We start from the raw sequence: 25,781 nt of genomic DNA, 5'->3' as shown, positions 1-25,781 counted from the left end.
AATACGACGTCGCGCCGGGCGCATAGTCCCGTCATCGCGACGGAGGGCAACCAGAAGGTACCCGAACGGTGTCGTCAACCCCGGTAGCTGCCCGAAAGCCTCACGCGCCGCGCCGGAGGGCCCAACTTTCCGGCACCGAGGTGCCGCCCGGACCGGCTAGCCACGGCCCCGTTACGCCTTCGGCGCGCGGTGGCGGCCGCCACGCCGACGGTAGGGGTCGCCTCCCCGGCCGGGTGCCGCCGCCGGCGGCTGATCGCGGGACGCCGAACGCTGCCCCGGCAGCCGCAACGGCGCCGTCGCGTCGGCCGCCAGGGCGGGTCGACGGGCCTCGAAGCGGGCCGGGCTGGGCTTACCGAGAGCGATCTTCCCGTTGAAGACCACGGCGAGGACGCGGAACCGCCGGATCAGGAAGTGGTGCACCGACAGCGTGATCACGAAGGTCAGCGCCGTGATCAGAAGCAGGCCAGGCAGGGTCGCGTTCGCGCCGATCCCCAGCAGCGCGGCGAGCACGTAGATCAGTACGTAGTGCAGGAGGTAGACGCTGTAGGCCGCGTCCGCGCCGTACCGCAGGCTCGGCCGCTCCCGGTTCACGAACCGGTGGAAGAAGGCGAACAGGTTCACCACGATGGCCAGCGCGAGCGCCGCCCGGACCAGCTCGTCCCCCAGCTCGGACCCCAGCGGCGCCGCCAGGTCGAGCTTCACCGCGCACAGCAGGCCGCCGCAGACGACCAGCAGCACCGGCGCCGGCCGGCTGAAGGCCGGCAGGAGCCGCTGGCGGTCGAGGAAGAGCGCCATCCCGACGACGAAGAACGGCAGGCACTGCAGGGTCGAGCGGACCACGAAGTTGGCTGGCGTCGTCTCGATCACCGGGCGCAGCGCCAGCAGGTAGGCGCCCTGGAGCACCAGGGTCGCCAGCAGGACGAAGGTGACCAGCGCCGCCATCGTCCAGGGCCGGCTGCGCGCCACCCAGTCGAACTGCCGGGTCCTGAACAGCGCGCTCAGGGCGGCGAACACCGCGGGCGAGCACAGCGTGTAGACGAGCAGCGCGACCAGGAACCACAGGTGCAGATGCCAGTACCGCGGCGGCCCGGCCGGGTGCTCGGCCAGGTGACCGAGCAGGTAGTCGACCAGGCCGACGTGCGGGTTGTGCTGGTTGTACATCAGCCACAGCGCGATCGGGTTGAGCAGCACCAGCGCCGCGACGAACGGCACCCCTATCGACAGCAGCCGCCGCCGCACCATCAGGCCCGGCCGGTAGCGCAGGACCAGCATGCTGGCGAAGAATCCCGAGATCACGAAGAACCCGTCCATCCGGAACAGGTTCGACGCGCTGGCGATGAGCCGGAAGGCCCGGACCTCGCCGATCGCCGCCGCGTGGACGAAGACACCCATGAACATCAGCGCGGCCCGCAGCGCGTCCAGGTAGTGGTACCGGGCCGGGGCGGACGCCCCCAGCGCGCTCACGGCCGGCGCGTGCCCCACCGTCACTTGCCCTCCACGCCAGCTCCGGTCTCTTCGCGAGCACGCGACGGCTCCACCGCCGGCGCCGCGTTCTGCGCCGCCCGAACGTTCAGGCCGCCCGAACGTTCAGGCCGCCCGAACGTTCAGGCCGCCCACACTTCGACGCTGCCCGAGCTTCCGCACCGCCCACACGTCGACGTTGCTCGGAATTCCTTGAAAATAGCCCTCTTGCGCTCCCACCGTGATTGCGCCCTCCCCCGGCCGACACCAAGTAATACGGCGAGCATCCGTGCAGATACGTACAGCTACCGAATGAGGGCCGGCGAGGCCGCGCGCCCGGCACTGACGCGCCTCGCCGCGCCGGACGGCCGCCGACAAGCCGACGGTGTCGGAGATCACTCGGCCTCGGCGCCGGCCTGCCCACGCGGACGCCGATCATCCGGCCGACCGGCCGAGCCCGGGAACGACCTGGTTCAGCGACCGGCCAGGCGACGGTCCGGCCCCTTGGGGGCCCGGTGCCGGCCACCGCGCGGGCTGCCGGCGTGTGGGACTTCACGCGCCTCGGGCCGCGCCTCGGTCCGGTGGTCGCGGTCCGCCGGCCGCGGGCCTGGACCGGGTCCCGCTGGAGCCGGGCCGGCGGCGAACGCCGGCCGTCCGTCGGCCGCCCGGGCCGGGCCGGGCTTGCCGATGTTGAACTTCCCGTTGAAGATCACGGCCAGCACGTGAAACCGCCGGATCAGGAAGTGGTGCACCGACAGCGTGATCACGAAGGTCAACATGGTGATCAGCAGCAGCTTCGGCCAGTGCGCGTCGACGCCGATCCCGAGCAGCGCCGCGAGCGCGTAGATCGTCACATAGTGGAACAGGTAGACGCTGTAGGCGGCGTCCGCGCCATAGCGCAGGATCGGCCGCTCCTGGGTCACGATCCGCTGGAAGACCGCGAGGAGGTTCGCCACGACGGCGAGCGCGAACACCGACCGGACCAGGTCGTCCCCCAGCTCGGTCCCCAGTGGCGCGACCAGCCCGCGTTCCGCGACGACCAGTAGGCAGCCGGCGGCCACCAGCAGCACCGGCGCCGGCCGGCTGAACGCCGGCAGCAGCCGCTGGCCGTCCAGGAACAGGGCCATGCCGACGATGAAGAAGGGCAGGTACCGCAGCGTCGCGTCCACCACGTAGTCGGCGGGCGTCGACTCGGTCACCGGGCGCAGCGCCAGCAGGTAGCCGCCCTGCAGTACCAGGGTCGCCAGCAGGACGAAGGCGATCAGCGCCGTCATCGTCCTCGGCCGGCTCCCGGCCACCCGACCGAACCCGCGGGTCCCGAACAGCCGGGTCAGCGCGGAGAACACCACGGGCGAGCACAGCGTGTAGACCAGCAGCGAGACGAGGAACCACAGCTGCAGATGCCAGGTCATCGGGCCGTCCGGGTGGGCCACCCGGTGCCCGAGCAGGTAGTCGACCAGGCCGACGTGCGGGTTGTACTGGTTGTACATCAGCCAGCGGGCGATCGGGTTGAGCAGCACCAGCACGGCGACGAGCGGCACCCCGATCGACAGCAGCCGCCGCCGCACCATCAGGCCAGCGCCGTAGCGCAGCACCAGCATGCTGGAGAAGAACCCGGAGACCAGGAAGAAGCCGTTCATCCGGAACAGCCCGGACAGGTGCGCGATCAGCCGGAAGACCCGGTCGTCGCCGAGCGCCGCGTGGACGAAGACGCCCATGAACATCAGCGCGGCCCGCAGCGCGTCCAGGTAGTGGTACCGCACGGGCGCCGCCGCGCGCCGGACCCTCGCGGCCGGCAGGTCGACCGCCGTCATTCGCCCTCCACGCCGACTCGGACTCCTCGCGTTCGCGCGCCACTGCTACGCGCCGTCCATGCCGCGCCAGCCCGGGTTCCGCACATTCCTGAGGAATGACTAAAGACGCTTTTACCATGATTTCGCCCTAGACCGGCCGACCGAGCACACTACGGACGCCGTTCGTGCCTGGTACGGAACGGTGCGCCCGGCAGCCGAGCGGCAAGAGGGAGGCGCCCGCGCCCGCCGAGGTCGCCTCAGGCGGCCCCACGGCGGGCGGGCCGCGCCAGACGTGCCCAGAGGCCGCAGGCCGCCGGGCGGACGTCGCGCACTGTCCCCCGGGGACCATCCGGTGGCGCTGCGCTTAACGTGCCACCACGGTGCTTTCAAGACCCTGCGACCGGTTGTGGTACTACGCACATTTCGGCGACAGAGTGGGCCAGAAAGGACTGCTCACCTGGGTCGATGCGGCTCCGAATCGGCCGCCCGCCCGCCGCGCCGGCGACCCGCGCGGACCCCCCACCCGGACCCGCGAAGCCGCGCCAAGGCCCGCCGAGACTCTGACGGACCCGTAAGGGCGACCGCCAAAAGGCCTGTATGGCATGGGTTTTCCGGCCGGGTGTCGACCCATCGAAGTGACCCGGGACACACGGCGAGCGGCTCCCGACCGGCCGACCCGGGCACCGGTCGTCGGTGACTTTCGGTAGCGGCCACCCAACCAGGCGCACACGACATGCCGCCCGGAGGTATTCGGACGTCCGCGTTCCGGAACCCTTGTCATCCGGTCGAGAGACGTCTACGTTCCTCCGTTAACGAGACGAGACGGGTTCGTTTCCACGCAGCGGTGCACCGGTGGCTCACCGGGCAAATGCGCCGTCTCCGCACGGATCACCCGGGGGCTACTCGGCTCAACCAGGTCGGACCGACGGTCGGCGTGCCCACAGTGGCGCCGTGGCCGCGGTCCTCCGCCCGCCTGTCCGCATCACTCGCAGGAGACGGTATGCCCAGTCAGCCCACCGTTCTACTCACCAGTAACATGATCACCTTGTCTCGCACCACCCGGACGGAGGCGGTTCGATGAGCGCGGGCGTCCCCGTTCTTCCTGGTCGTGACCTGGAGCCGCAGCCATTCGGCCCAGGCTGGCCCGCGTACTGGCGTCAGGACGCGGCCTGCCGCGACGGCGACCCGGACGCGTTCTTCCCACCGGACGGCCGCAACACCAAGGCACGCGCCGCGGCCGAGACCCGGGCCCGCAAGATCTGTTCGACCTGCGCCGTACGCCGGCCATGCCTGGCCACCGCGATCTTCCGTCAGGAGGAGCACGGTGTCTGGGGTGGCCTCACCTCAGACCAGCGGGCGAATCTCATCCCCCGCGGCCGGATCTCGGCCGAGGACGCCCTCCTGCTCGCCGACCGGCTCCTGCCGGCGGCCGCCGTCGCCGCCGGCTGACCGGCCGACCGGGCGCCGATCACTACCCGTACCACCGGGTGCCCGACCCAGCAGGCGCCGAGAACGACCGATCATCAGCACCACCTGGTCACTGATCCTCGCGGTTCCCGTACCACCCGCCGGCCGTTCGGCCGGACGGCACCCCCGACCCCCGGAGGCGGCGCCCCGGGAGGCCGGTGCCGGTCCGGCCGCGCGACCCGCGGACCGGGCGGCGCTCACGACGCCCGACACCTGGCGGATTCAGGCCCGGTATCCACGCGCACCCGCGTGGATGCCGGGCCTTCCCCGTGGTCAAGGTTCGGAATAGCCTTGTCTGGGCCGTCCGCCACCGCTGCCGTCGTACGCCCGCCACCGCGCCCAGCATCACGGCGCCCAGCGCACACCGCGCCCACAGCACCACTGCGCCCAGGAGGAGACCGTGTTCGGTGGCCCAGGCGGCGATCCCCGCTCGCTGGACTCCGGCCGGTGAGCGGCGGCCGGCGCCTGATGCTGCTGCGGCACGCCAAGTCCGACTGGGCCGACGCGCAGACACCGGACGCTCGGCGGCCGCTGTCGCGCGACGGCCGGGACGCCTGCGTGCTGGTCGCCGAGCACTTCGCCGCCGAGCGGCTGGCACCCGACCTGATCCTGTGCTCCTCCGCGCTGCGGACCCGCCAGACCGTCCAGCGGATCGCCGCCGCGCTGCCGCCCGACGTGCCGGTGCTCACCGAGGACCGGCTCTACCTCGCGGGCCCGGACGAGCTGCTCGGCCGGCTGCGCGAGGTCGACGACGGCGTGCCGAACCTCCTGCTGGTCGGGCACAACCCGGGCATCCACGCGCTCGCCGTCGGGCTGCTGGCCCAGGCCGACCGGGCGCGGATCCCGACCTTCCCGACCGCGGCCCTCGCCGTCCTGGAGCTGGGCACCCGGCGCTGGGCCGAACTCGGGCCGGCCAGCACCCGGTTCGGCTCCTTCGTCACCCCGCGCGGCCTACGGCACGCCTCCTGACGGGGCGTCCCGCCGGGGACCGGGTCAGTAGGCCTGTTCCATGATCCGGGAAACCAGGCCGACGGCCCCGCCGACGACGAGCGCCGCACCGGTGAGGATCCACAGCACGACGGAGCCGGTCGGCAGCGCGAAGCAGCCGAGCACGAAGCCCACGATGATCAGTATGACGGCGGCCCAGGAGCCCCCGTTCGCCCGCCGGTGGCCACCCGCGGGCCTGGGCGCGAGGCCCGCGCCAGGCAGGGCCGGCCCCGTGTCGGGCCGCGCGTCCCGCGTCGTCCGCCTGTCCCGCTCCGTGCGCACCACCGTGCCACACTCCCGGTCCTCGCCCGCGTGACGGCTGGGACCACGCCCAGCCCGCCGGCGCCGCGTCGGGGCCCGGCCGTCCGCCGGCCGGGCCGTCGACGCCATGCTTCCCCACCCCGGCCCGGTTCGCACCACGACGGCCGCCCCCCGCTGGCACCGCCCAGGGCCGAGCCGACGCGGGAGGCGCCCAGTGGCTGGGCGCCTCCCGCGGCTGGCTCAGGCGAAGCCGGCGATCCGGCGCAGGTCGGCCAGCTGGTCGCTGAGCCACCGGGCGACGTCGTGGGTGCGGACCTGTTCCGCGGCGGCCGCGAGCCGGCGGTGCCGCTCCTCCAGCGGCATGGTCAGCGCGCTGTAGAACGCGTCGGCCATCTGCTGGAGGTCGAACGGGTGCAGGGTCACGGCGTGCTCGCCGAGCTCCTCGTGCGCCCCCGCCGTCTCGGACAGCGCGAGCACCCCGCCGCGGCCGTTGACGACCGCGACCTCCTTGGCGACCAGGTTCATCCCGTCCGCGATCGCGTTGACGACGAGCACGTCGCAGATCGAGTAGGCCGCGATCGCCAGCGCGAAGTCCTCGACCATCCGCAGGTCGATCGGCTGGCGGCCGTCCTTGGTGAACCGGGCGTTGATCTCCGCGACCACCCCGCCGATCAGGGCGATGTAGTCGGCGTACTCGGGGACGTCGGTCCGGCTCGGCTGCAGCAGCGCCAGGAAGCTCACCTTGCCGACGAGCTCGGGGTGCTGCTCCAGCAGGGTGCGGAACGCCTGGAACCCCCGCACGACGTTCTTGCTCGGGTCGGTCCGGTCGACCCGCAGCATCAGCTGCCGGTCGTCGCCGAGGAAGATGTAGCGCAGCATCGAGACGTGGGCGGCCACGTCCTCGCTGGCCAGCGTCGCGTCCAGCGCCGCCGGGTCGACCGAGATCGGGTAGTACCGGGCCCGGACCACCCGGTCGCCGACGTTGATCGTCATCGCGTCCAGGTCGATCGGCAGGCCGAGCAGCTCGCTGGCGCACAGGACGAAGTTGCGGGCGTAGCGGCGGGTGTGGAACCCGACCACGTCCGACCCGAGCAGCCCGGTGAGCAGCCGCTCCCGGATGTCGGCCGGCAGCACCCGCCACTCGTCCGGCCCGGGCCACGGGATGTGGACGAAATGGGTGAGCACGACGTCCGGGCACTGCTGGCGGACGTGCTCGGCGACCAGGTAGAAGTGATAGTCCTGCAGCAGGACAAGCGCTTTCCCGCCGCGGGCCCGGACCTCGTCGGCCACCGCGTCGGCGTACGCCCGGTTGACGGCGGCGTAGCCGTTCTCGAAGGCCTCGTGCTCGGCCTGGGTGAAGTCGGGCGAATAGGCCCGGCCGTACAGCCCGTGCTGGATGAACCAAAGAATCGGGTTCGACCAGACGGAGTAGAAGTCGGCGTAGGCGAACGGGTCGGTCTCGACGATCCGAATCTTGATCGACGGCCCGTCGGCTGGCTTGTTCGAGCCTCCGTCGGCGCTGGCGTCGCCGAACGCGGAGTCGACGAGGTGCGGGACCGGCAGGGTCTGCACATGCAGCGCCTTGCCGGCGGCCTCACGGGCCACGACGGCGTCCTCCTCGGTCGCCGCGCCGCAGACCCAGACGGCGTCGTCGAGATGTTCAGCCAGGCCGGACAGCGCGGAGACCAGTCCGCCCGCGCCACGGTTCACGGTCCGGCCAGCGCTGTCCCGGCCGAAGCTGACCGGGCCTCGGTTGGACAACAGCACCAGCGGCAGGTCGAGCACATCGGTGTGCGCCACGTGGGGACGGCCCTCCTGGTGGTTTTCAAGGAGCATTCCCGGTCGCCCAGGAGCCGCCGCTACGGGCGTTCCCCGGGGACGAAGGGGGTGGCTCACTCAACGGTTCGTTTTCCACGGCCAACAGGGCACCGGCGGTTCCTCGGCGCAGCCCGCGGGCCCCTCGTCGCGACGACGGCCTGCCCGGGGTTCACGGCTGCGCATATGCCGAAAGAGGCCAGCCACCGACCGGTCGCCAGCCGTCGCCGCAGTCCACGCACGGGTCCGTCCGTGATCTTCCGGCAGGCGGGCGGGCTCCCGGCAGAGAACTGGCCCCAGAAGTGGACTCCTGTGCGCCCCGCCCCGGCAGTGCCGACCAGGGCTGTGGGCCTCAGTCTGTCAGCTGCCTGTTCGAGGCTCCTTCCCGGCGGGCGGGGCCGGTCGGGGCGGCGCGGGCGTTCGGGCACCGCCGAGCGGGCCGCCCCGACCGGCTCGGCCCGGGGCGGGGTCCGTGCGACAAGCGATCAGACCGATCAGACCGACCAGACACGCGATCATTTGCACGGGTAACAATTCGGACTCTAGTCGGGGTCGCGCCGTCGCGCACCGTGTTGCGGCGCCGCTAGCCGGTTGTTACCCAACCCTTCACGCTGCTATCCCCACCGCCAGCGTTAACGGCTGGTTACCTGTGGCGCACGCAACACCCCGTCGGCCGGCCCGACGGCGTCCGCGCAGCGGTCGCCGAAGCCAGCGCGGGGGCGGTCGCGTATCCCCCGGGAGCCGTCAAAGGCTGTCGCGGTAGTCGCGAACCTCCTGGACGGCGGAGCCGAGCGACGCCAGCGAGGTCGCCAGGGTGTCGCGGGTGTCGACCAGCGCGCTGGTGAGGAGCTCGACGGCATGGTGCTCGCTGCCGTCGGTCGCGGCGATCACCATCGCCTGGGCCTCCTCCAGCAGAGTCAACGCCCCCTCCAGCTGGCCGGCGACCTCCTCGGCGCGCCGGAACGCCTCGTCCAGCTGTGCCTTGACCTCAGCGATCGAGCCTGACACCCGTGCCCGTTCCCTTCCACCGCCCGGTGCGTCGCCGCCCGCCCGGTCCGAACCCCCGACTGTCCCCGGCCGGCCTGCCTGGCCGCCGGGCCTGCCTCGCGCCGGCCCCTGACGCACCGGCCCGGCTCACGCCGGCCGATGGCGCGCCGACGGCTAGCGACGCCGGCCGGCGGGCCCCCGCGCGGGAGGTTTCTCCGGTTTCGGGGCGCCGAAGCCGAGGCCGAACCGGATCGCCGCGGCCAGCGCCAGCAGCGACGAGATGATCCCCAGGGGCTCGATCGGCGCGAGCCGCAGCGTCGCGAGCACCACCGCGCCGGCGGTCCCCGCGGCCAGCAACGCGGAGCGCACGGCGGCCTTCGCCCCGCCGCCCTCCGTGCCGACGCTGACGAGCGCGCCACCGACGACCAGCGCCCCGAGCACGCAGGGCAGCCCGGTCGCGGCGAAGAACACCCGGCCGACCGCGACGACCACGGCGACCAGCAGGCAGCCGCCCGCCGTCACCAGACCGACCGACAACGACGAGGACGCACCACGCACCCCGCGCAGCTCGGCCGACGAGGCCAGCGCGCGCAGGCACAGCTGCCGGGCCCGCTCCAGCTCGGCCGACAGGCTCACCGCCCCGTCCCGCTCGGCCACCGCGACTCCGGCGCCGCCGAGCGCGACCGGGTCCGCCGCCTCGGCGCCGCCACCGCGCCGCCGCGGCGGGCTGGCCTGGCCGCGCCGGCCGTCCCGGCCCAGCGCCGGCCGGCGCCGCCGGGCGTCCGGTGCCGGCTCATCGTCGAAGCCGATGCCGGGAAGCGCCTCCGGCGTCGGGGCGTGGTCACGGACCTGGTGAAGTTCGGTCACCCCGAACTGGGCCAGCGTCTCGGCGACCTGCCGCCACACGTCACCCACCCGGTCGCGCACGTCGGCGGCCGCGTCCCGGTACCGCTCGGCCTGCACGAGCGCGTCCTCGTGGCCGGCCCGCGCCAGCGCGTCCCGCTCCCCGCGGGCACGGTCGGCATCGCCCAGCAGCTCCGCGTACCGCCGGGCCGCCAGGCGCGGGTCCATCGGCCCGGCGTCGCCGCGTGCGCCCGTCGCGGGCCCGCCGCCCGGTCCCGGCAGTGGGATGGGCGCGACGGGCACCGCCGGCAGGTACTCCGGCCGGGCGGGCTCGCCCCACTCCCCCAGCTGGGCGGGAAGGTCGTGGGCCGGGCCGGCCGCCGGATCGTCACGGCCGCCGGGGCCGGTGAGGCCGCCGGGATCGGAGTAGCCGAACGATCCGGGCCGGTCGGCGAGGTCGTCGCCGCTGGTCCGGCCGGGACCGGGGCCGACGGGTGGCGCCGGGCGCGACGGCTCGCCGCCCGGGCGGGCGGCGGGCGGCCGCGGCGCGCGCACCGAAGGCCCCGGCGCCGCCGGGATGTCCGGGAACCATGGCGCGATCCGGTCCTGGTCAGCCACTGGTCCCTCTCCGTCCTGGCTCGGGCGGGCCGGCGGCGCCCGGCTGCCCTGTCGCTGGCCACCCGGTCACGGCTCGCCGAGCCGGGCCGCCCCACGCCGGCTCGTCCCAGCCGGCGCCTGGCGTCCCGCCCTGGCTCGCCGGTCGGTGCGCACCGGACAGCGGGCCGCCGTCCCTGGCGACGTCCAGCGGCGCGAAGGGCACGACGGTGCGGGGCTCGCCGTGGGCGTGCCGGTCGAAGAGCACGGCCCGGTTCGTCGTGGTCCCGGCGGCGACGGTGCGATGGCCGGCGAGGGCGAACAGCTCGGTGCCGGGCACGCCGGCCGCCACCCAGGCGGCGAAGTCGTCGCGGTGCCCCGGCCCGAGGTCGTCGAGCAGCCGCGACGGGCTGCGCCACCAGCCCAGGACGTGCACCCGGACCGCCGGGCCGCGCCGGGTCGCCTGCCGCAGGTCGTCCAGCCCGGTACGCCGGCCGGAGCCGCTCGGCGCCTCCAGCGCGGCCCGGCCCGCGTCGGCGGCGAACAGCACCAGCAGCCGCAACGGGAAGGCAGTCCCGGGCGCGCCGCCGTGGCCGCCGTCCTCCTCGCGCCGGCCGACCTCGGCCGCGGTCTCGGTGACGACGCCGGCGAGGCCGGTCAGGCCGCTGACGGTGACGGCGGTGCCCGCGGCGCGCAGGGCGGCCGCGAGGTCGTCGACCGCGCCGCGCTCGGCCGGCCCGGCCGCGACGAGGTCGACCCGCAGGCCGCCGGGCGGGCACTGCGCGGCGACGCTGCGCACGGCGGCCTGCAGCACGCCGACCGCCTCCCGGCGCAGCGGGCCGAGCACCGCGAGGTTGCGGCCGGGCTGCGCGGACAGCGTCACGCCGACCGCGGGCGGTGCCAGATCCAGCGGGGCGCCCACGAACGCCACCGGGTCGGCGCCGGCCGGGCGCAGCTCGGTGAACGCCGGGTTGGTGTCCAGCAGGGCCGGCGCGTGCCCGACGAAGACCCGTGGGGGGCTGGGCTCGTCGACGGTCGCGGCCAGCGCCTTCGCCAGCCTCGGGCGCAGCGTCGCCAGCGTCTCCGGGTCGGGGCGGGCGACCCGGATCAGCTCGTTGCCGGCCGGGTGGCCGTTGCGGCGGTTCACCACCGCCTGGCCGACCCCCGACAGCGCGCCCGCCGCCTCGTTGTTCGTGGACAGCAGCACCCGTGACTCGCTGATCGACGTGCGCAGCGCGACCCGCAGCGCGAACTGCCCGAAGATCGAGCCGCGCTTGCCGGCGGTCGCGTCGAGCGCGTCGATGCCCGAGAGCGTCTGGCTGGCCAGCAGCAGGTGGATGCCGTAGGCCCGGCCCTGGCGGGCGATCGCCTCCAGGTGCCCGACCGCCTCCCGGGCCACCGGGTCCAGCGGCGTGAGCATCACCTGGAACTCGTCGACGACGACCAGGATGCGCGGCCAGGCGCCCCGGCCGGAGCGGGCCCCCTCGCGCGGGCCGTCCCCGGAGCCCGCCGGCCCCGCGCCGACGGCGGCCCGCAGGCCGCGCAGGTCGCGGGCTCCCGCGGCGCGCATCGCCACGGCCCGCCTGGACATCTCGGCGCGGACGTGGCGCAGCACCGCGACGCCGAACTCGCGGTCGCTGTCCATCCCGACGGTCTCGGCGTGCGGCAGGAAGAAGCCGTCCCGCTCGCTCGGGCCGAACTGGGCGAACTCCAGGCCCTCCTTGAAGTCGAGCAGGTGCAGGCGCAGCTGGTCCGGGCCGTAGCGGGCGGCGAGGCCGTAGATCATCGTGAGCAGCAGGGTGGACTTGCCCGCGCCCGCCTGCCCGCCGACGAGGGCGTGGACGGTGTCGTCGTCGAAGCCGAGCAGGCAGGGGCCGTCCGGGCCGAAGCCGACCGGGACCGAGAGGCCGGCGGCGGAGTCCTGCTCCCACAGCCCGTCGGGCAGCAGTGCGCCGAGACCGGGGGCCTGCGCGGCGGCGGCCGAGGCGACCGCCGCGACGGTGGCCGCGACCCCGGCGACCAGGTCGGCCGGCGGCGGCCCGTCGAGCACGGCGTCCATGCTGGGGGCGAGCGAGCACCGCCAGCTCACGCCGTCCGGTCCGGCGGCGCTCAGCGCCACCTCGTTGGGCAGCGGGCCGCTGGGGGCCCGGCCTGTCGGCGCCGCGTCGGGGCTCTCCGGCTCCGTCACCGCGAGGACGTGCACCCCGCAGCTCGGGCCCTGCGCGGCGAGGCCGAGCAGCGCCCGGGCCGACTCGTCGGGCAGCGACGGCCAGGCCAGCAGCACCAGCAGCCGCCACGGCTCGGAGCGCGGCAGGCCCGCGTCCTCCCGCTCGCGCAGGTTCGCGAACGAGCCGCCGAGCCGGTCGACGGTGATCCGCCCGACGTGGCCGGACAGCTCGGTCACCGCCGTCTCGAGCGCGGTCCTGGCCGTCAGCGTCGGGCCGATCACACCGGCGGCCCGCAGCGGCGCGAACCCGGCGAGGCCGGCGCCCAGCTCGAACGGGTCGTAGACCGTCAGCTCGACCCGGCCGGGCGGCACGGCCGCCAGCACCCTGGTCAGCAGGCCGCGGACGAGGTCGACGGCCTCGGCGCGCCGTTCGCGCGGGGCGCTGACCCGCAGGTTCCCGCCGTCGAGCAGGGGCAGCGCCAGCGGCACCGCGCGTCCGCTGCCGGGGACGAGCACCCGGCCGACCCGCCACAGACCTGGCCGGAAACGCTCGCGGGCGGCCGCACCGGCGCTGACGCCAGCCGGCGCCGTGACGGCCGACCAGGCGGGAGCGCCCCAACCGGCGCTGGCCAGGCCCGGGGCCTGGCCGTAGACAAGCTCGGTGGCCTCGTCGAAGGCCGGTGCCAGGCTGGTGGCGACGCCATCGTGCCCGCCGGCGCCCGGGCCGGGCGGCCCGGCGAGTCGCTCGGCCTGCGCGTCCAGCCGGTCCGCGACCGCGAGCGCCCCGGCGAGGGACGACTGGACCGCCGTCGCGAGCGCGCGTGCCCGCCGGCTGCCCGACACCGCGAACCTCCCCGCTCCCCACTCCGATGGCGCGTCGGCGTCGGCGCCCGGCGCGTCGACCGCCGGCCCCCGGGCGGCACCAGCGCCAACACTCCACGCTAGCCAGAAAAGGTAGACCTTCAGGGGGCTTTCCCCGACTGGGGGTGTCTATCCCCCAAGTCGGGACGGCGCCGGACCCGGGGAGGTTGCCCTGGGCGCCGTACGCGCCCCAGGCCCAGCCCCCGCGTGCCGGGCATCCGGCGCGTCACGTTCCGTCCGCCGGACCTTCGTGCCACCCGTGGCCGGGCGCCGCCCGAGGGGTTGGCGCCGTGTCGAGACCGTACCGGACTGCGCCGGGCGGTGACCGTCTGGCCGGCCGGGTACCGGTGTGTCCCGACGTACGCCGTGGCCCGCGGCCCCGGTCGCGGCCCCGCCGAGACCGAGGCCACGGTCGCGGCGGCCACCCGGGGCCGAGGGCACAGGCCGCAACCGGCCAGTATGGAATGAAGTGGGCGGCGGATGGCCGGCGTCGCGCGGGGCGGAGGAGGGTGAGCGTGGACGAGGCGGGCCAGATGGTCGACGCCACGGGGGTGATGCCGCGACCGGTCGCGGTGATCGACGTGGACGGTGTGGTCGCGGACGTCCGGCACCGGCTCGGGTTCCTGCGCCAGCGGCCCGGCGACTGGGACGCGTTCTTCGCGGCGGCGACGGCGGACCCACCGCTGCCCCAGGGCGTCGACCTGGTGCTGGGGCTCGCCGCCGAGCACGACGTGGTGTGGCTGACCGGCCGGCCCGAGCGGTCCAGGGCCGACACCGAACAGTGGCTGGTGGCCCAGGGCCTGCCGGTGGGAACGCTGCGGATGCGGCCCGACGAGGACCGGCGCTCGGCCCGCGTCTTCAAGCGCGCCGAGTTGCGCCGGCTCGCTCGTACCCGGCGGGTGGCCGTCGTCGTCGACGACGACCCCGCCGTGGTCACTCTGCTGCAGGACGACGGCTGGCCGGTCCTGCACGCCGACTGGCTGCCCTACGAGAACACGCTGCGCAACGCCCAGGAGGTCGAGGGCCGCACCTGAGTGCCCGTCCTGAGGCCGACGCCCGCCGCTACTTGCTGGTGCTGCGGCGGTAGGTGCGGACGGCCAGCGGGCCGAAGACGGCGATGATCCCGACGCTCCAGGCGACCGACGCGATCAGGTCGCCCGCGACCGGGCCGCCCTGGAACAGCGCCCGCGAGGCGTCGATCGTCACCGACACCGGCTGGTGGTTGGCGAACGCCCGCAGCCAGCCCGGCATGGTGCTGACCGGCGCGAACCCGGAGCTGGCGAACACCAGCGGGAACACCCAGATGATCCCGCCCGACTGGGCCGCCTCCGGGTTGCTGACCGCCATCCCGATCGTCGCCGAGATCCACGAGAACGCGTAGGAGAACAGCAGCAGCACCGCGAACCCGCCGACGACCGCCGCGGCCGTCGTGTGGTGGAACCGGAAGCCGACGGCGAGCCCGACCGCGAGCATCAGCAGCAGGATGAACGTGTTGCGCACGAGGTCCGACAGGGTGCGGCCCGCCAGCAGCGCCGAGCGTGACATCGGCAGCGAGCGGAACCGGTCGAGCAGGCCGTTCTGCTTGTCGGTCGCGAGCCCGATGCCGGTCAGCATCGCGCCGAACACGACGGTCTGCGCGAAGACGCCCGGCATCAGGTAGTCGACGTAGTGCCGGCCGGGGCCGACGTCGATCGCGCCGCCGAACACGTAGGTGAACAGCAGCACGAACAGCACCGGCTGCACCGACGAGAAGACCAGGACGTCCGGCACCCGCCAGGTGTGGATCAGGGTGCGCTTGGCGAGCAGCCAGGCGTCGGCGACGGCCCAGGCGAGCGAGGACCGGTTCGCCGGGGTCAGGTCCACCGCCGAGCGGGCCCCGGCCTGTGCGCCGGCCACCTCGGGCGAGACCGCTTCGGTCGTCGTCATGTGGTCACCAGATCCCGGGAGTCGGGGCCGCCGCTCTGCGCGGGCGGCACGGTGCCGGGCGGCGCCGTGCCGCCGGCCGGCGGGTCGCCGCCCGCTGGGCTGCCGGTCAGCGTGAGGAACACGTCGTCCAGCGAGGGCCGGTGCACGGCGACGTCGACGAGCGTCACGCCGGCCGCGTCCAGGCCGCGGACCACCTCGGCGAGCACCCCGGCGCCGGGCACCGGGACGGACAGCCGGTGGCCGTGGTCGTCGACGGCGACTTCGCCCGAGCCGACGGCGCCGAGCACGGCCGCCGCGGCGGCGAGGTCCCCGCCGCGCTCGACCTCGATGTCGAGCCGGTGCCCGCCGATCCGGGCCTTCAGCTCGTCGGCGGTGCCCTCGGCGATCACCCGGCCGCCGTCGATGACCGAGATCTGGTCGGCCAGCTGGTCGGCCTCCTCCAGGTACTGGGTCGTCAGCAGGACGGTGGTGCCGTCGCGGACCAGGCCGGCGATCACCTCCCACATCCCGATCCGGCTGCGCGGGTCGAGGCCGGTGGTCGGCTCGTCGAGGAAGAGCATCGGCGGGGCGATGATGAGGCTCGCCGCGAGGTCGAGCCGGCGGCGCATCCCGCCCGAGTACGTGCCGGCGGTGCGCCGGGCGGCGTCGGCGAGGTCGAACCGTTCGAGCAGCTCGGCGGCGCGGGCCCGGGCACGCCGGGACGGCAGCCGGTACAGCCGGCCGAACATCTCCAGGTTCTCCAGCCCGGTCAGCCGCTCGTCGACGGCGGCGTACTGGCCGGCCAGGCCGATCCGGCCGCGCAGGGCGGTGGCCGACCGGACGACGTCCAGGCCGAGCACCTGCGCCCGGCCCTCGTCGGGCCGCAGCAGCGTCGTCAGGATCCGCACCGCCGTGGTCTTGCCCGCGCCGTTGGGGCCCAGCAGGCCGTGGACGGTGCCGGCGGCGACCGTCAGGTCGAGTCCAGCCAGGGCCTGGTTGGACCCGTAGCTCTTCCGCACCCCGTCCATGAGGACCGCAGGGTCCTGAACGGCGGCGGGCGAGTGGCTATCGTTCACGCGCGCATCGTAACGGGCGGGTGCGACATCTCGGGTCACGCACGACCCTCCGAGGCCGGCGGTTAGCCGGCACTTAGCCGGCGGGTGACCTGGGTGAGGCGGGCCGCGCTCAGGCGGAGTCGCGGCGCGCGCGGCGGCCGGCGAGCTCGTCGCCGGGATGGGTCGCGGGTGGCTGGCCGAGCCGCTCGGAGGGCAGCGACGCCAGCTGGCCGCGCATGTCCTGCACCGCCCGGCCGACCGCGATCGCGAACACCCCCTGACCGCCGCGGACCAGGTCGATCACCTGGTCGTCCGACGTGCACTCGTAGACCGTCGACCCGTCGCTGATCAGCGTCAGCTCGGCGAGGTCGTCGACGCCGCGCGACCGGACGTGGTCGGCGGCGGAGCGGATGTTCTGCAGGGAGACGCCAGCCTCCAGCAGCTTGCGCACGACCCTCAGGACCAGGATGTCGCGGAACGAGTAGAGCCGCTGGCTGCCGGACCCGGTGGCGCCGCGCACGCTCGGCACGACCAGCCCGGTGCGGGCCCAGTAGTCCAGCTGCCGGTAGGTGATGCCCGCGGCGGCGCACGCCGTCGGGCCGCGATAGCCCACGTCGTCACCGGGTGGCCCGGGCAGCTCGTCGGGGAAGAGCTCACCCTGCTCGATCATCGCCGTCCCGTTCCCGGTCGCCACGCCGCCCCCGACTCTCCGCCGCGCCTGTCCGAGCCGAGCGGGGACGGGTGCGGGCCTCGCGGCGAGGACGAGCCTCGCCGCGCCGAAGGCGGGACCAGCCGCACCGTCGGACCTCCCGTCGCCGCCAGCTCGCAGGCGGACCTTGGCCTTCGCGGCGCGTCCACGCGGGCGCGCCGCCCCTGCTGGCCGGGCCTCCCCCGCACGGCGCGACCACTCCGGCCGACGGCCGGCCCCCCAACCCAGACACCATGGCCCGGGCCCGATGCGGACCTCCCGAACCTAGGAGCGCCGCGCCGTGGCTTCAACGATCCAGTTCGGCGTGTCTCCCGTCCAGCCGACAGAACGCTTCTACCGGCCGGTCGAGCCCAAATCGCCCATCAAGCGCACCCAAAGAACCGCAATCCGCCCACAACGTACAGAGCAATCCAACTGTCCAGCGAATTTCAGCGTACGCCAGCCATCTCGCGCAGAACGGCACAATGCCAACCGGTCCCACCGCCAGCCGACGGCGCGGACCACGGACGCGGCGCGGCGGGCGACGGCCCCGCGGCGCCCGAGGCCGCGGGCCCGGCGGTCACGAACCCGGGGTGTTGAAATCCTCGGGCGAGATCGTGTCGAGGAACTCGCGGAACTTCTCGAGCTCGCTCTCCTGCTCCTGTTCCTGCTCCTCGGGCACGGTGATCCCGGCCTCGGCGAGCACGGCCTCGACGCCGTAGACCGGCGCCCCCATCCGCATCGCGAGCGCGATCGCGTCCGAGGGGCGGGCCGAGACCTCGACGCCGTTGGCGAACCGGAGCGTGGCGAAGAACACGCCGTCCTGCAGGTCGGTGATCGTGACCTGGGCGAGCTCGGTCTGCAGGGCGCGCAGCACGTCCCGCATGAGGTCATGCGTCATCGGGCGCGCGGTGGTGATGCCCTCTTGGGCGAACGCGATCGCCGTGGCCTCCACGGCGCCGATCCAGATGGGCAGGTACCGCTCGCCGCCGACCTCCTTGAGCAGGACGATCGGCTGCTTCGAGGGAAGCTCGACTCGCACTCCGACGATGTCCAGCCGATGCACCGATCTACCTCCTCGCGCGGGTGCCCGGGGAGCCACCCCCGCCGACACCCGCATCAACCCGGACGGCTACCCCAGCGCCGGGCCCCTCGCCTGCTCCGGAGGCGGTCCGAAGCTCCGGTACCGCCGGTCGAGGAGACGCCCAGGGACCCGGTTGGTTCCCATCCGGGCAACGGCCCCGGCTGGTTTGGATCTGGGGGACGGGCCCCCGGCCCCCCGACTGCTTCCCCGATCCGGAGGACGGCCCCCGGACCCCCGGTGCGTGGGACCAAAACCCCACTCTGGAGACAGTATCTCCGCCGCGACCCACCCGTCAGCGCGCCCGCCAGTTCGGCCAGCCAAGCACACCACGGACAGCGCGGCCCACGCGGGGCCGGCCCGCCCGTTCTGCCGGCCGGCGCGCGGCGGCCATGCCGGGCTCGGTGGGCGCCGGCGCCAGCCGTCAGCGCGGCCCCGAGCCCAGCCGGGCTCGCAGGAGCGCCGCGTGCAGCCGGACCAGCAGCAGCGCGAGCTCGTCGACGGAGTCGCGCGGCAGGTCGTCGTCACCGGCGGTCGCGCCGGCGCTGCGCGGGGCGCGCAGCGGGGCGACCGCGGCCTCGATCAGGCCCGCCTCCCGGTCGGCGGCGGCGCGGGCGGCGCGCAGATGCCGCGCCTGGACGCCGTGCGCCGCCAGCAGGCCGACGGTCCGCGCGACGACGAGCGCGTCGGCGTCGTAGTAGCCGCCGCCGGAGACGGCCCGCAACAGGCCGTGGCGCTCGAGCTCGGCGAGCGCCTCCTCGTCCAGGCCGCTGGCGGCCAGCAGCTCCCGGCGCGACAGCCGGACCCGCTCGGCCCCGAGCAGCACGTCCAGGCCGGTGGCCGGCGGCGTGGAGGGCACCGCGCGCGGGCCGGTCGGAGCCGCCGGCGGGGCCTCGCCCCGGTCCATCGCCGCCAGCTCGTCCTTGATCACCCGCAGCGGCAGGTAGCGCTCCCGCTGGGCGTGCAGGACGTAGGCCAGCCGGGCCACGTCACCGGCCGAGTACTTGCGGTAGTTCGCGCTGGTCCTGGCCGGCTCGACGAGGCCTTCGGCCTCCAGGTAGCGGATCTTGGACAGCGTGATGTCCGCATAGTCCACCCGCAGCCGGTCGAGCACCTCGCCGATGTTCAGGACCTTGGCGGCCATCCGGGCGTCCGCCTCGGCGTCCGGAACCGGGCGCGCGCCAACCCGACCGGACCGGACCGCCCTCGACGGACCGCCGGCGGACCCGAGAGGCGGCGCCGCGACCGCCGCGGCGGCGGACAGCCGGGAACTCACCGCTGGCCCCCTCGCCTCACAACGGACCTCCCCCCGGGTAGGGGGACCCCGTCAGGAACACCAGCCGGAACTTGCCGATCTGCACCTCGTCTCCGCTGGAGAGATCGGCCGCGTCGATGCGCTCCCGGTTCAGGTAGGTGCCGTTCAGGCTGCCGACGTCGCGCACCGTGAAGCCCTTGGTGTAGGGCGAGCGCAGGAACTCGGCGTGCCGGCGGGAGACGGTCACGTCGTCCAGGAAGATGTCGCTCTCCGGATGCCGGCCGGCGGTGGTCAGGTCCGCGTCGAGCAGGAACCTGCTGCCCGCGTTCGGGCCGCGCTTGACGACGAGCAGCGCCGAGCCGGGCGGCAGCGCGTCGACGGCCGCGACCGCCTCGCGCTCGCCGGCTTCCTCGGCCTGGTCCGGGTCGAGGCGGTGCAACGCCGCGGTCGCCAGGTTCAGGGTCGACGTCTGTGGTTCCAGGGGCCGCTCGGGCGCGACCGGCTCGCCGGGGCGTACCAGAGGGGACCCGCACCGCGCGCAGTACAGCGCGTCGGGTGGGTTGTGCTGTCCGCACTTCGTGCAGAACACGGTCGCGTCCGCCTCCTGCCGGCGCCCGCGGGCGCGGGCCACCGGCCGCTCGTGCCACCGGCCAGGTGGCGAGAACGTCGTCTTCCCAATCCGAGGGGGTCGCCGCGCCATGCCGCCCACCCCCCACACAGGTTGTTGAGCGCGGCCGCCGTACCGGACCCACCGCCGGCAGTGTTCGCACTGCACAGCCAGGTCACCGGAGAGCGCCGCACCGCCTACTGATGCACACCGAGGCTAGTGCATCAGGGGCAGGCTCGTGAAAAGGGTGCGACATCAGATCTCGGCGTGGCGCCGAGATCTTCCCCTCCCCGGCGGCCTCGGCGCGACCCTGGCCGCCAGGGGTGATCACGCAGCGTGATCATCCACCGGCACGCCGAGCCACGCCGGGTGGGCGGACCCGGCCCCGGCTCAGCCGCTGTCGACGAACCGCGGGCCCGAATGTCGCGTATCCGACATTCGGGCCTGGCCTGGCGCCGACCCGCCGGGCCAGGCCGTCGCCGGGCGGCCCTGGGTTGGTCCCGGCCGCCCGGCTGGGCTGGATCGCTCAGGTGCTCTGGACGTGCGCCTGGTAGCCGGCGGCGTCCAGCAGCTCGTCGAGGGCGGACTTGTCCGCCACCGTGACCTCGATCAGCCAGCCCTCGCCGTACGGGTCCGAGTTGACCAGCTCGGGCGAGCCGTCGAGCGCCTCGTTGCGGGCGACGACCTCGCCCGAGGCCGGCGCGTACACGTCCGAGACGCTCTTGGTCGACTCGACCTCGCCGAACGGCTCACCGGCACGGACCTGGGCGCCGACCTCCGGCAGCGACACGTACACGATGTCGCCGAGCGCCTCCTGCGCGTACGAGGTGATGCCGACCCGCAGCGTCTCCCCCGTCAGCCGGACCCATTCGTGCTCACGCGAGTACTTCAGGTCCTCCGGGTACACCGCGTCACCGGCCATCGTGTCCCCTCCCATACGCGCAACCGCCTCCAGCCTGTCCCGCGGCCCGGCCCACTCGGGCCACCGCCTTCTCACCGTTCCGCCCACGACGGGCGGGCCGGCGCCCCGCCACGGCCACCGGATCAGCCAGCCGGCCGGCTGGCCGGGCTCGGCGTCCCGCGCACCGCGCGGATCTCGACCCGGTCGGTCTCGGTGACCCGCGCCTCGGCGCCGTCTCGGGCTGCCACCGTATCGAGCACGCCGCCGGGGAAGCGCATCGCCTCCGCCAACGTGTGCGGGTCGCCCACCACCGCCAGCTGATAGGGCGCCCGCGCGGCGACGCCGTCGACGAGCAGACCGCCACCGGGCCTGTCCACGACGTAGCTCTCGGCGACCAGCCGCACGCCGGCCAGCTCGATCGCCTCGGCGCCCGCGTCCCGCAGCTCCTGGAGCGCGTCGACGAAGACGTCCGCGCCGACGTTGCCCCGCGGATCGGTGACGGTCATCGTGATGCCGGGCCCGACGACCGGCACGGTACCGGCGAGCACGGCGAGGGTGCTCGCGCGGGCCGTGGCCGTGGCGAGCACCGACGGGTCGGGCGCGGCGGCGGCCAGGGTGGCACGTTCGCCCTGTAGCTGGTCGAGCTGGCCGGACAGCCGCCGGTCCTCGGCGCCGGCGGTGGCGAGCTGGTCGACCAGGCCGGCCGTCGTGGTCCCGGCGGGCGCCGTGCGGCCCGCCGCGGAGATCGCCACCGGGATCGCGAAGCCGCTGGCGGCCAGCAGCACGGCGACCGCCGCCCGCGCCGCCGGCCGCGCCCTGGCTCGCGCGGCACCGCCCGCCGCGGCCCGGGGCCCCGGGATCTCGACGCCGGCCGGCAGCCCGCGCTCATCCGGGGCGTCGGTCGGCCCGGCCGGGTCGGTGCGGTCCACGCCGTGCTCCTCAGACCCCGAACAGGTGGCGGCGCAGGGCCGTCGCGTTGGTGAAGATCCTGATGCCGAACACGACGACGACCCCGGTCGTCAGCGCGCCGCCGACGCCGAGCTGCTCGCCCACGGCCACCAACGCCACCGCGACGCCCGCGTTCGTCAGGAACGACACCACGAACACCAGGTCGTCGAAGACCCGTTCCAGCGCGGCGCGCAGCCCGCCGGCGAGCGCGTCCAGCGCGGCGACGACGGCGACGGGGAGGTAGGGGGCGAGCCAGCCGGGCGCCGTCGGCCTCACCAGGAGGCCGGCGACGAGGCCGGCGACGAGCGCGAGCACCGGTACCAGCCAGGACGACGCGCCGGCCCGGCGCCACCACGTGAGCCCCGGCCCACCCGGCACGGCTGCCGCCGACCCGGGCCGCGGCGGGTCGGGCGGCGGGCTGGTGGGGCCGGCGGCCGGACCCGCCGGAACGGGACCGCCGGGGGTCGGGCCGGCGGCGTCGTCGGGGCGGGTCATGGCGCGATCACTGGCCGAGCCTCCTCGCGAGTCGGGGCGTCGTCACCGGCGCGGCGGGCACGGTGACGACCCGCGCCGTGGTGGCGGCGACCAGTCGTGCGCCCGCCAGGTCGCCGTCGGCGAGCAGGCGGCCCGGGCCGGAGCCGAAGAAGGCCGCGAGCAGGGCGGCCGGGACACCGATCGCGTCCAGGCGGTACGGCGACACCACGGGCTGGAAGTCGACGAGGATCGCGCCGCCGGCGGTCCTGATCGGGCTGGTGCCCGACAGCCGGACGCCGTCGATGGCGATCGCCGTCGCGTGCGCGGCCCACAGCGCGTTGACGATGGCGGCGAGGTCCTGGTCGGTGACCCCGCCGGCGCCGCGCTGCCCGCTCCCCCGCGGGCCGGCGTCCGCGTCTCCGCCGGCCGCGTCGGCGATCTGGACGCGAAGCCCCGGGCCGGTGGCCACGGTCGCGCCGGCGGCGGGCTCCAGGACACCGAGCGCGTCGGCGGTGGCCCGCTGGGTGGCGGTGTCGCGGGCGAGGGCCGAGCGGGCGGCCGCCACGGTGGACCGCAGCCCCCGGGCCTCGGCGGTCTTCACCGCGACCGCCGCCTCGCCACGGTCCCGCTCGGCGGCCAGCGCCGCGTCGAGCCGGGCCCGGCCGGGGGCGCCGGCCCGCTGGGTGACGCCGGCGACGGCCAGCAGCAGCCCGACCGCGACCGCGACGGCCGCGAGCCGCGCCGGGGAACGCTCAGGCGCCCGGCGACCGAGCGGGCCCGCGCCCGTCACGCCCGTCCGGCCCCGCCGGCCCGCGGCTCCCGGCGGCCGCCCGCCCGCGGGTCCAGGCCGCTGCCCGCCCGATCGGGGCCCGGCCACCCGGGCCCGCGGGTAGGCGGGGTCGAGGGCCTGCGCGGCGACCGCGGCCAGCGGTCCTGGAAGCCGTCCGGACACGCGCGGGGCGGATCCGGGCGAAGGCACATCGGGCATTCTCACCGACTGCCGCGCCCGTACACAGAGGCGCGCCCGGCCACCCGCGACGACGTGTCGCGACGGTGTCGAACCGCCGCGAAAGCCACCGGAGCCCGACGCCCGGCCCACGCACCGCCGATCGCGGCCGGCGCCTCAGCGCGCGGGGGTGTCCCGGTGGTCGGCCTCGACGATCGCGGCCCAGTCGGCCAGCAGCGCGCACGCCTCGTCCCGGCTGCCCGCCTCGGCCCACAGGTGGGTGACGGCCTCGGCCGGGTCGGGCAGCACCAGCGCCCAGGCGCCGTCCGGCCGCACGACCCGGACGCCGTCGGTGGTGTCGATGACGTGCCCGGCCGCGACGTCGACGGACTCGACGATGCGGCGCATCACCGTCCCCTTCGCCGCCCAAGGGGTCGGCACCGAGCGGCGGACCACCGCCACCGGCGGAATCCGGGCGTCGATCGCGGACAGCGTGAGCCGGGTCCGCGCGACCAGGGCCAGCAGCCGGACGAACGCGGCGAACCCGTCGATGGCCGCGCCGAACTCGGGCACCACGAAGCCGCCCCGGCCGTCCGCGGCGAACACCACCAGCGGGTCGCGGGCCACCCGCGGCAGGTCGGCGGCGGACAGTGAGGTGCGCCGGACGGACAGCCCGTGGAACCGGGTGATCTGCTCGGCGACGAGCGTCGTGGTGACCGGAACGGCGACGGTCGCGCCCCGGTTCTCCGCGGCGACCAGGTCCAGGAACACCAGCAGGGCCCGGTCGTCGTCGATCAGGTCGCCCCGCTCGTCGACGATGGTGATCCGCTCGCCCACCTGGTCGAACCGGACGCCGAACGCGGCCCGGGAGCTGGCGACCAGGTCCCCGAGGCGGCGGACGGCCTCGACGCGCTGGGCCTCGGTGTGGGTGATCGCGGTGTCGTCGAGGCGGCCGTTGACGGTGAGGACGTCGACGCCGAGACGGCCGAGCAGCGTCGGCAGCACCAGCGACGCCGCGCCGCCGGACGGGTCGATGACGACCTTGAGCGCCGCCTCGGCGACGCCGGACATGTCGATCCGGTCGAGCAGGTCCTGGGTGTAGCGGTCGGCGGTCCGGGCCGGCAGCCGCAGGTCGCCGATCTCGCCGGGGAACGCGCGGCGGAACTCCTGGCGGGAGAAGACCCGGTCGAGCTTGCGCTGCGCGGCCGGCGACAGGTCGTCGCCGTCGGCGTCCAGGATGACGATGTCGATCCGCTCGGGGTCGCCCTCGGTGTTGTGGATCATGATGCCGCCGGCGGCGTCGGACGTGCGCACATCGAACCGGGTCACCGGCATCGCCGCGACCTCCAGGTCGCGGACGTCGATCGCGCTCGTGGTCAGCGCGCTGATCACCGCGCGTTTCAGGGCCCGGGCGGCACGGGTGCCGTCACGGGCGGTGGTGACGGTCGCGCCCTTCGGCAGGGTGGTCGCGTAGGCCGCGGCGAGCCGGACGGCCAGCTCCGGGGTGATCTCGGCGTTGACCAGGCCGGAGACGCCGCGCGGGCCGAACAGCGAGCGCTGCCCACGCGACTCCCAGATCACCGACGTGTTGACGACCGCGCCGGCCTCGATCGTCTTGTACGGGTAGATCCGCACGTCGTGGGAGATGAACGCCTCCTCCTCCACGACGCAGGCCTCCGCGACGACGGCGCCCTCCTCCACCCGGGCGGCGCGGCGCACGTCGGTGCCCTTGCCGATCACGCAGCCGCGCAGGTTCGTCCGCGGGCCGATCAGCGCGTTGTCGCCGACGAGGGCCCGGTGCAGGAACGCGCCCTTCTTGATGACGACGTTGCTGCCGACGACGGTGAACTCGCGCAGCTCCGCGCCGGCCTCGACCTTGGAGTAGTCGCCGACGACGAGCGGGCCCTTGAGGATCGCGTCCGGGTGCACGTCGGTGTCCTGGCCGATCCAGACCCCGGGCGACACCTCGAAGCCGCCGATCTCGACGTCGACCTGCTGGTTGAGCACGTCGGCCTGGACCCGCTGGAAGCTCGCGATCGTGCCGACGTCCTCCCAGTAGCCCGAGACGACGTGGCCGAAGACGGGGGCGCCGGCCGCGACGAGCCGGGGGAAGACGTCGGCGGACCAGTCGACCGGCTCGCCGGCGGGGACGTGGTCGAACACCTCCGGCTCCATGACGTAGATGCCGGTGTTGACCGTGTCGGAGAAGACCTGGCCCCAGGTCGGCTTCTCCAGGAAACGGGAGATCCGGCCGTCCTCGCCGGCGATGACGATCCCGAACTCCAGCGGGTCGGGCACCGACTTCAGCGCGACCGTGACGAGCGCGCCGTTCTTGCGGTGCTCGGCGACCAGGGCGGTCAGGTCGATGTCGGTCAGCGCGTCGCCGCTGATGACGAGGAACTGCTCGTCCCGCAGGGCCGCCTCGGCGTTCTTCACGCTGCCGGCCGTGCCGAGCGGGGTGGACTCGGTGGCGTAGGACAGGTGCATGCCGAGCTCGTCGCCGTCGCCGAAGTAGGTGCGCACCATGGCGGCGAGGAACTGGACCGTCACGACGGTCTCGTCGAAGCCATGCCGCTTGAGCAGCCGCAGCACGTGCTCCATGATCGGCCGGTTGACGACCGGGAGCAGCGGCTTGGGGGCGTTCGCGGTCAGTGGCCGCAGCCGGGTGCCCTCGCCGCCGGCCAT

Annotated in this window: 21 protein-coding genes; 3 read left to right on the top strand and 18 right to left on the bottom strand. The window is 75.0% G+C overall.

Annotated elements, in window-relative coordinates; genetic code table 11:
• Positions 1-171: 171 nt before the first annotated feature.
• Together FRAEUI1C_RS14735 and FRAEUI1C_RS14730 are read right to left on the bottom strand one after the other, a co-directional pair.
• Entirely contained in the window at positions 172-1,488 is a 1,317-nt protein-coding gene (locus FRAEUI1C_RS14735; RefSeq protein WP_013424103.1) for an acyltransferase family protein, read from the bottom strand.
• A gap of 446 nt (positions 1,489-1,934) precedes the next feature.
• Positions 1,935-3,275, bottom strand: coding sequence for an acyltransferase family protein (locus FRAEUI1C_RS14730; RefSeq protein ID WP_013424102.1), 1,341 nt, complete (start codon positions 3,273-3,275; stop codon positions 1,935-1,937).
• Positions 3,276-4,331: 1,056 nt separating this feature from the next.
• Between FRAEUI1C_RS14730 and FRAEUI1C_RS14725 the strand changes: the two genes are divergently transcribed.
• Complete coding sequence (locus FRAEUI1C_RS14725; RefSeq protein ID WP_013424101.1) at positions 4,332-4,703, top strand: WhiB family transcriptional regulator; 372 nt, start codon at positions 4,332-4,334, stop codon at positions 4,701-4,703.
• A gap of 486 nt (positions 4,704-5,189) precedes the next feature.
• Positions 5,190-5,690 carry a SixA phosphatase family protein gene (locus tag FRAEUI1C_RS14720; protein WP_013424100.1) on the top strand — a complete coding sequence of 167 codons (501 nt, stop codon included), beginning with the start codon at positions 5,190-5,192 and terminating at the stop codon, positions 5,688-5,690.
• A gap of 24 nt (positions 5,691-5,714) precedes the next feature.
• Here FRAEUI1C_RS14720 and FRAEUI1C_RS14715 read toward each other — a convergent pair whose 3' ends face one another.
• From FRAEUI1C_RS14715 to FRAEUI1C_RS14695, 5 genes are all read right to left on the bottom strand, one after another.
• Positions 5,715-5,993 (bottom strand): hypothetical protein, encoded by a 279-nt coding sequence (locus FRAEUI1C_RS14715; protein WP_013424099.1) that lies wholly within the window; start codon positions 5,991-5,993, stop codon positions 5,715-5,717.
• A gap of 216 nt (positions 5,994-6,209) precedes the next feature.
• Positions 6,210-7,805: an alpha,alpha-trehalose-phosphate synthase (UDP-forming) gene (locus FRAEUI1C_RS14710; RefSeq protein ID WP_438270021.1), complete on the bottom strand. Its 1,596-nt coding sequence runs from the start codon at positions 7,803-7,805 to the stop codon at positions 6,210-6,212.
• A 723-nt stretch (positions 7,806-8,528) separates the two neighbouring features.
• Complete coding sequence (locus FRAEUI1C_RS14705) at positions 8,529-8,792, bottom strand: hypothetical protein (protein WP_013424097.1); 264 nt, start codon at positions 8,790-8,792, stop codon at positions 8,529-8,531.
• A gap of 153 nt (positions 8,793-8,945) precedes the next feature.
• Positions 8,946-10,232: a hypothetical protein gene (locus FRAEUI1C_RS14700; protein ID WP_013424096.1), complete on the bottom strand. Its 1,287-nt coding sequence runs from the start codon at positions 10,230-10,232 to the stop codon at positions 8,946-8,948.
• Positions 10,225-13,218, bottom strand: a complete 2,994-nt coding sequence (locus FRAEUI1C_RS14695) for an FtsK/SpoIIIE domain-containing protein (RefSeq protein WP_013424095.1) — start codon at positions 13,216-13,218, stop codon at positions 10,225-10,227. The genes FRAEUI1C_RS14700 and FRAEUI1C_RS14695 overlap by 8 nt, the downstream gene beginning before the upstream one ends.
• Before the next feature lie 533 nt (positions 13,219-13,751).
• On the opposite strand from FRAEUI1C_RS14695, the gene FRAEUI1C_RS14690 reads away from it, so the two are divergent.
• The gene (locus FRAEUI1C_RS14690) at positions 13,752-14,270 is read left to right on the top strand and encodes a phosphatase domain-containing protein (RefSeq protein WP_013424094.1); all 519 of its coding nucleotides are present in this window, start codon (positions 13,752-13,754) and stop codon (positions 14,268-14,270) included.
• Between the two features lie 28 nt (positions 14,271-14,298).
• Here FRAEUI1C_RS14690 and FRAEUI1C_RS14685 read toward each other — a convergent pair whose 3' ends face one another.
• The 11 genes from FRAEUI1C_RS14685 to FRAEUI1C_RS14635 all read right to left on the bottom strand — a co-directional run bounded on the left by FRAEUI1C_RS14685 (position 14,299) and on the right by FRAEUI1C_RS14635 (position 25,781).
• Entirely contained in the window at positions 14,299-15,162 is an 864-nt protein-coding gene (locus tag FRAEUI1C_RS14685) for an ABC transporter permease (RefSeq protein ID WP_013424093.1), read from the bottom strand.
• Positions 15,159-16,169 (bottom strand): daunorubicin resistance protein DrrA family ABC transporter ATP-binding protein, encoded by a 1,011-nt coding sequence (locus FRAEUI1C_RS14680; RefSeq protein ID WP_041259333.1) that lies wholly within the window; start codon positions 16,167-16,169, stop codon positions 15,159-15,161. The genes FRAEUI1C_RS14685 and FRAEUI1C_RS14680 overlap by 4 nt, the downstream gene beginning before the upstream one ends.
• A gap of 157 nt (positions 16,170-16,326) precedes the next feature.
• Positions 16,327-16,866 (bottom strand): MerR family transcriptional regulator, encoded by a 540-nt coding sequence (locus tag FRAEUI1C_RS14675; RefSeq protein ID WP_049807183.1) that lies wholly within the window; start codon positions 16,864-16,866, stop codon positions 16,327-16,329.
• 598 nt (positions 16,867-17,464) lie between these two features.
• The gene (locus tag FRAEUI1C_RS14670) at positions 17,465-17,950 is read right to left on the bottom strand and encodes a bifunctional nuclease family protein (RefSeq protein WP_013424090.1); all 486 of its coding nucleotides are present in this window, start codon (positions 17,948-17,950) and stop codon (positions 17,465-17,467) included.
• 439 nt (positions 17,951-18,389) lie between these two features.
• Positions 18,390-19,241, bottom strand: coding sequence for a transcriptional regulator FtsR (gene ftsR / locus FRAEUI1C_RS14665; protein WP_013424089.1), 852 nt, complete (start codon positions 19,239-19,241; stop codon positions 18,390-18,392).
• A gap of 16 nt (positions 19,242-19,257) precedes the next feature.
• Positions 19,258-19,809, bottom strand: coding sequence for an FHA domain-containing protein (locus tag FRAEUI1C_RS14660; RefSeq protein WP_041260817.1), 552 nt, complete (start codon positions 19,807-19,809; stop codon positions 19,258-19,260).
• A 544-nt stretch (positions 19,810-20,353) separates the two neighbouring features.
• Positions 20,354-20,749 carry a glycine cleavage system protein GcvH gene (gcvH, locus tag FRAEUI1C_RS14655; RefSeq protein WP_013424087.1) on the bottom strand — a complete coding sequence of 132 codons (396 nt, stop codon included), beginning with the start codon at positions 20,747-20,749 and terminating at the stop codon, positions 20,354-20,356.
• 122 nt (positions 20,750-20,871) lie between these two features.
• A complete protein-coding gene (locus FRAEUI1C_RS14650) occupies positions 20,872-21,657 on the bottom strand; it encodes a DUF881 domain-containing protein (protein ID WP_013424086.1) in 786 nt (261 codons plus the stop codon).
• Positions 21,658-21,667: 10 nt separating this feature from the next.
• Positions 21,668-22,171: a small basic family protein gene (locus FRAEUI1C_RS14645; RefSeq protein WP_013424085.1), complete on the bottom strand. Its 504-nt coding sequence runs from the start codon at positions 22,169-22,171 to the stop codon at positions 21,668-21,670.
• Between the two features lie 7 nt (positions 22,172-22,178).
• Complete coding sequence (locus tag FRAEUI1C_RS14640) at positions 22,179-23,102, bottom strand: DUF881 domain-containing protein (protein ID WP_232425430.1); 924 nt, start codon at positions 23,100-23,102, stop codon at positions 22,179-22,181.
• A 171-nt stretch (positions 23,103-23,273) separates the two neighbouring features.
• Complete coding sequence (locus FRAEUI1C_RS14635) at positions 23,274-25,781, bottom strand: mannose-1-phosphate guanyltransferase (RefSeq protein WP_041260815.1); 2,508 nt, start codon at positions 25,779-25,781, stop codon at positions 23,274-23,276.

This window comes from Pseudofrankia inefficax (assembly GCF_000166135.1).
In the GTDB taxonomy this organism is placed as follows: Bacteria; Actinomycetota; Actinomycetes; order Frankiales; family Frankiaceae; genus Pseudofrankia; species Pseudofrankia inefficax.
The sequence above is the reverse complement of the archived record's forward strand: the minus strand, read 5'-3'. Positions and strand labels throughout refer to the sequence as shown.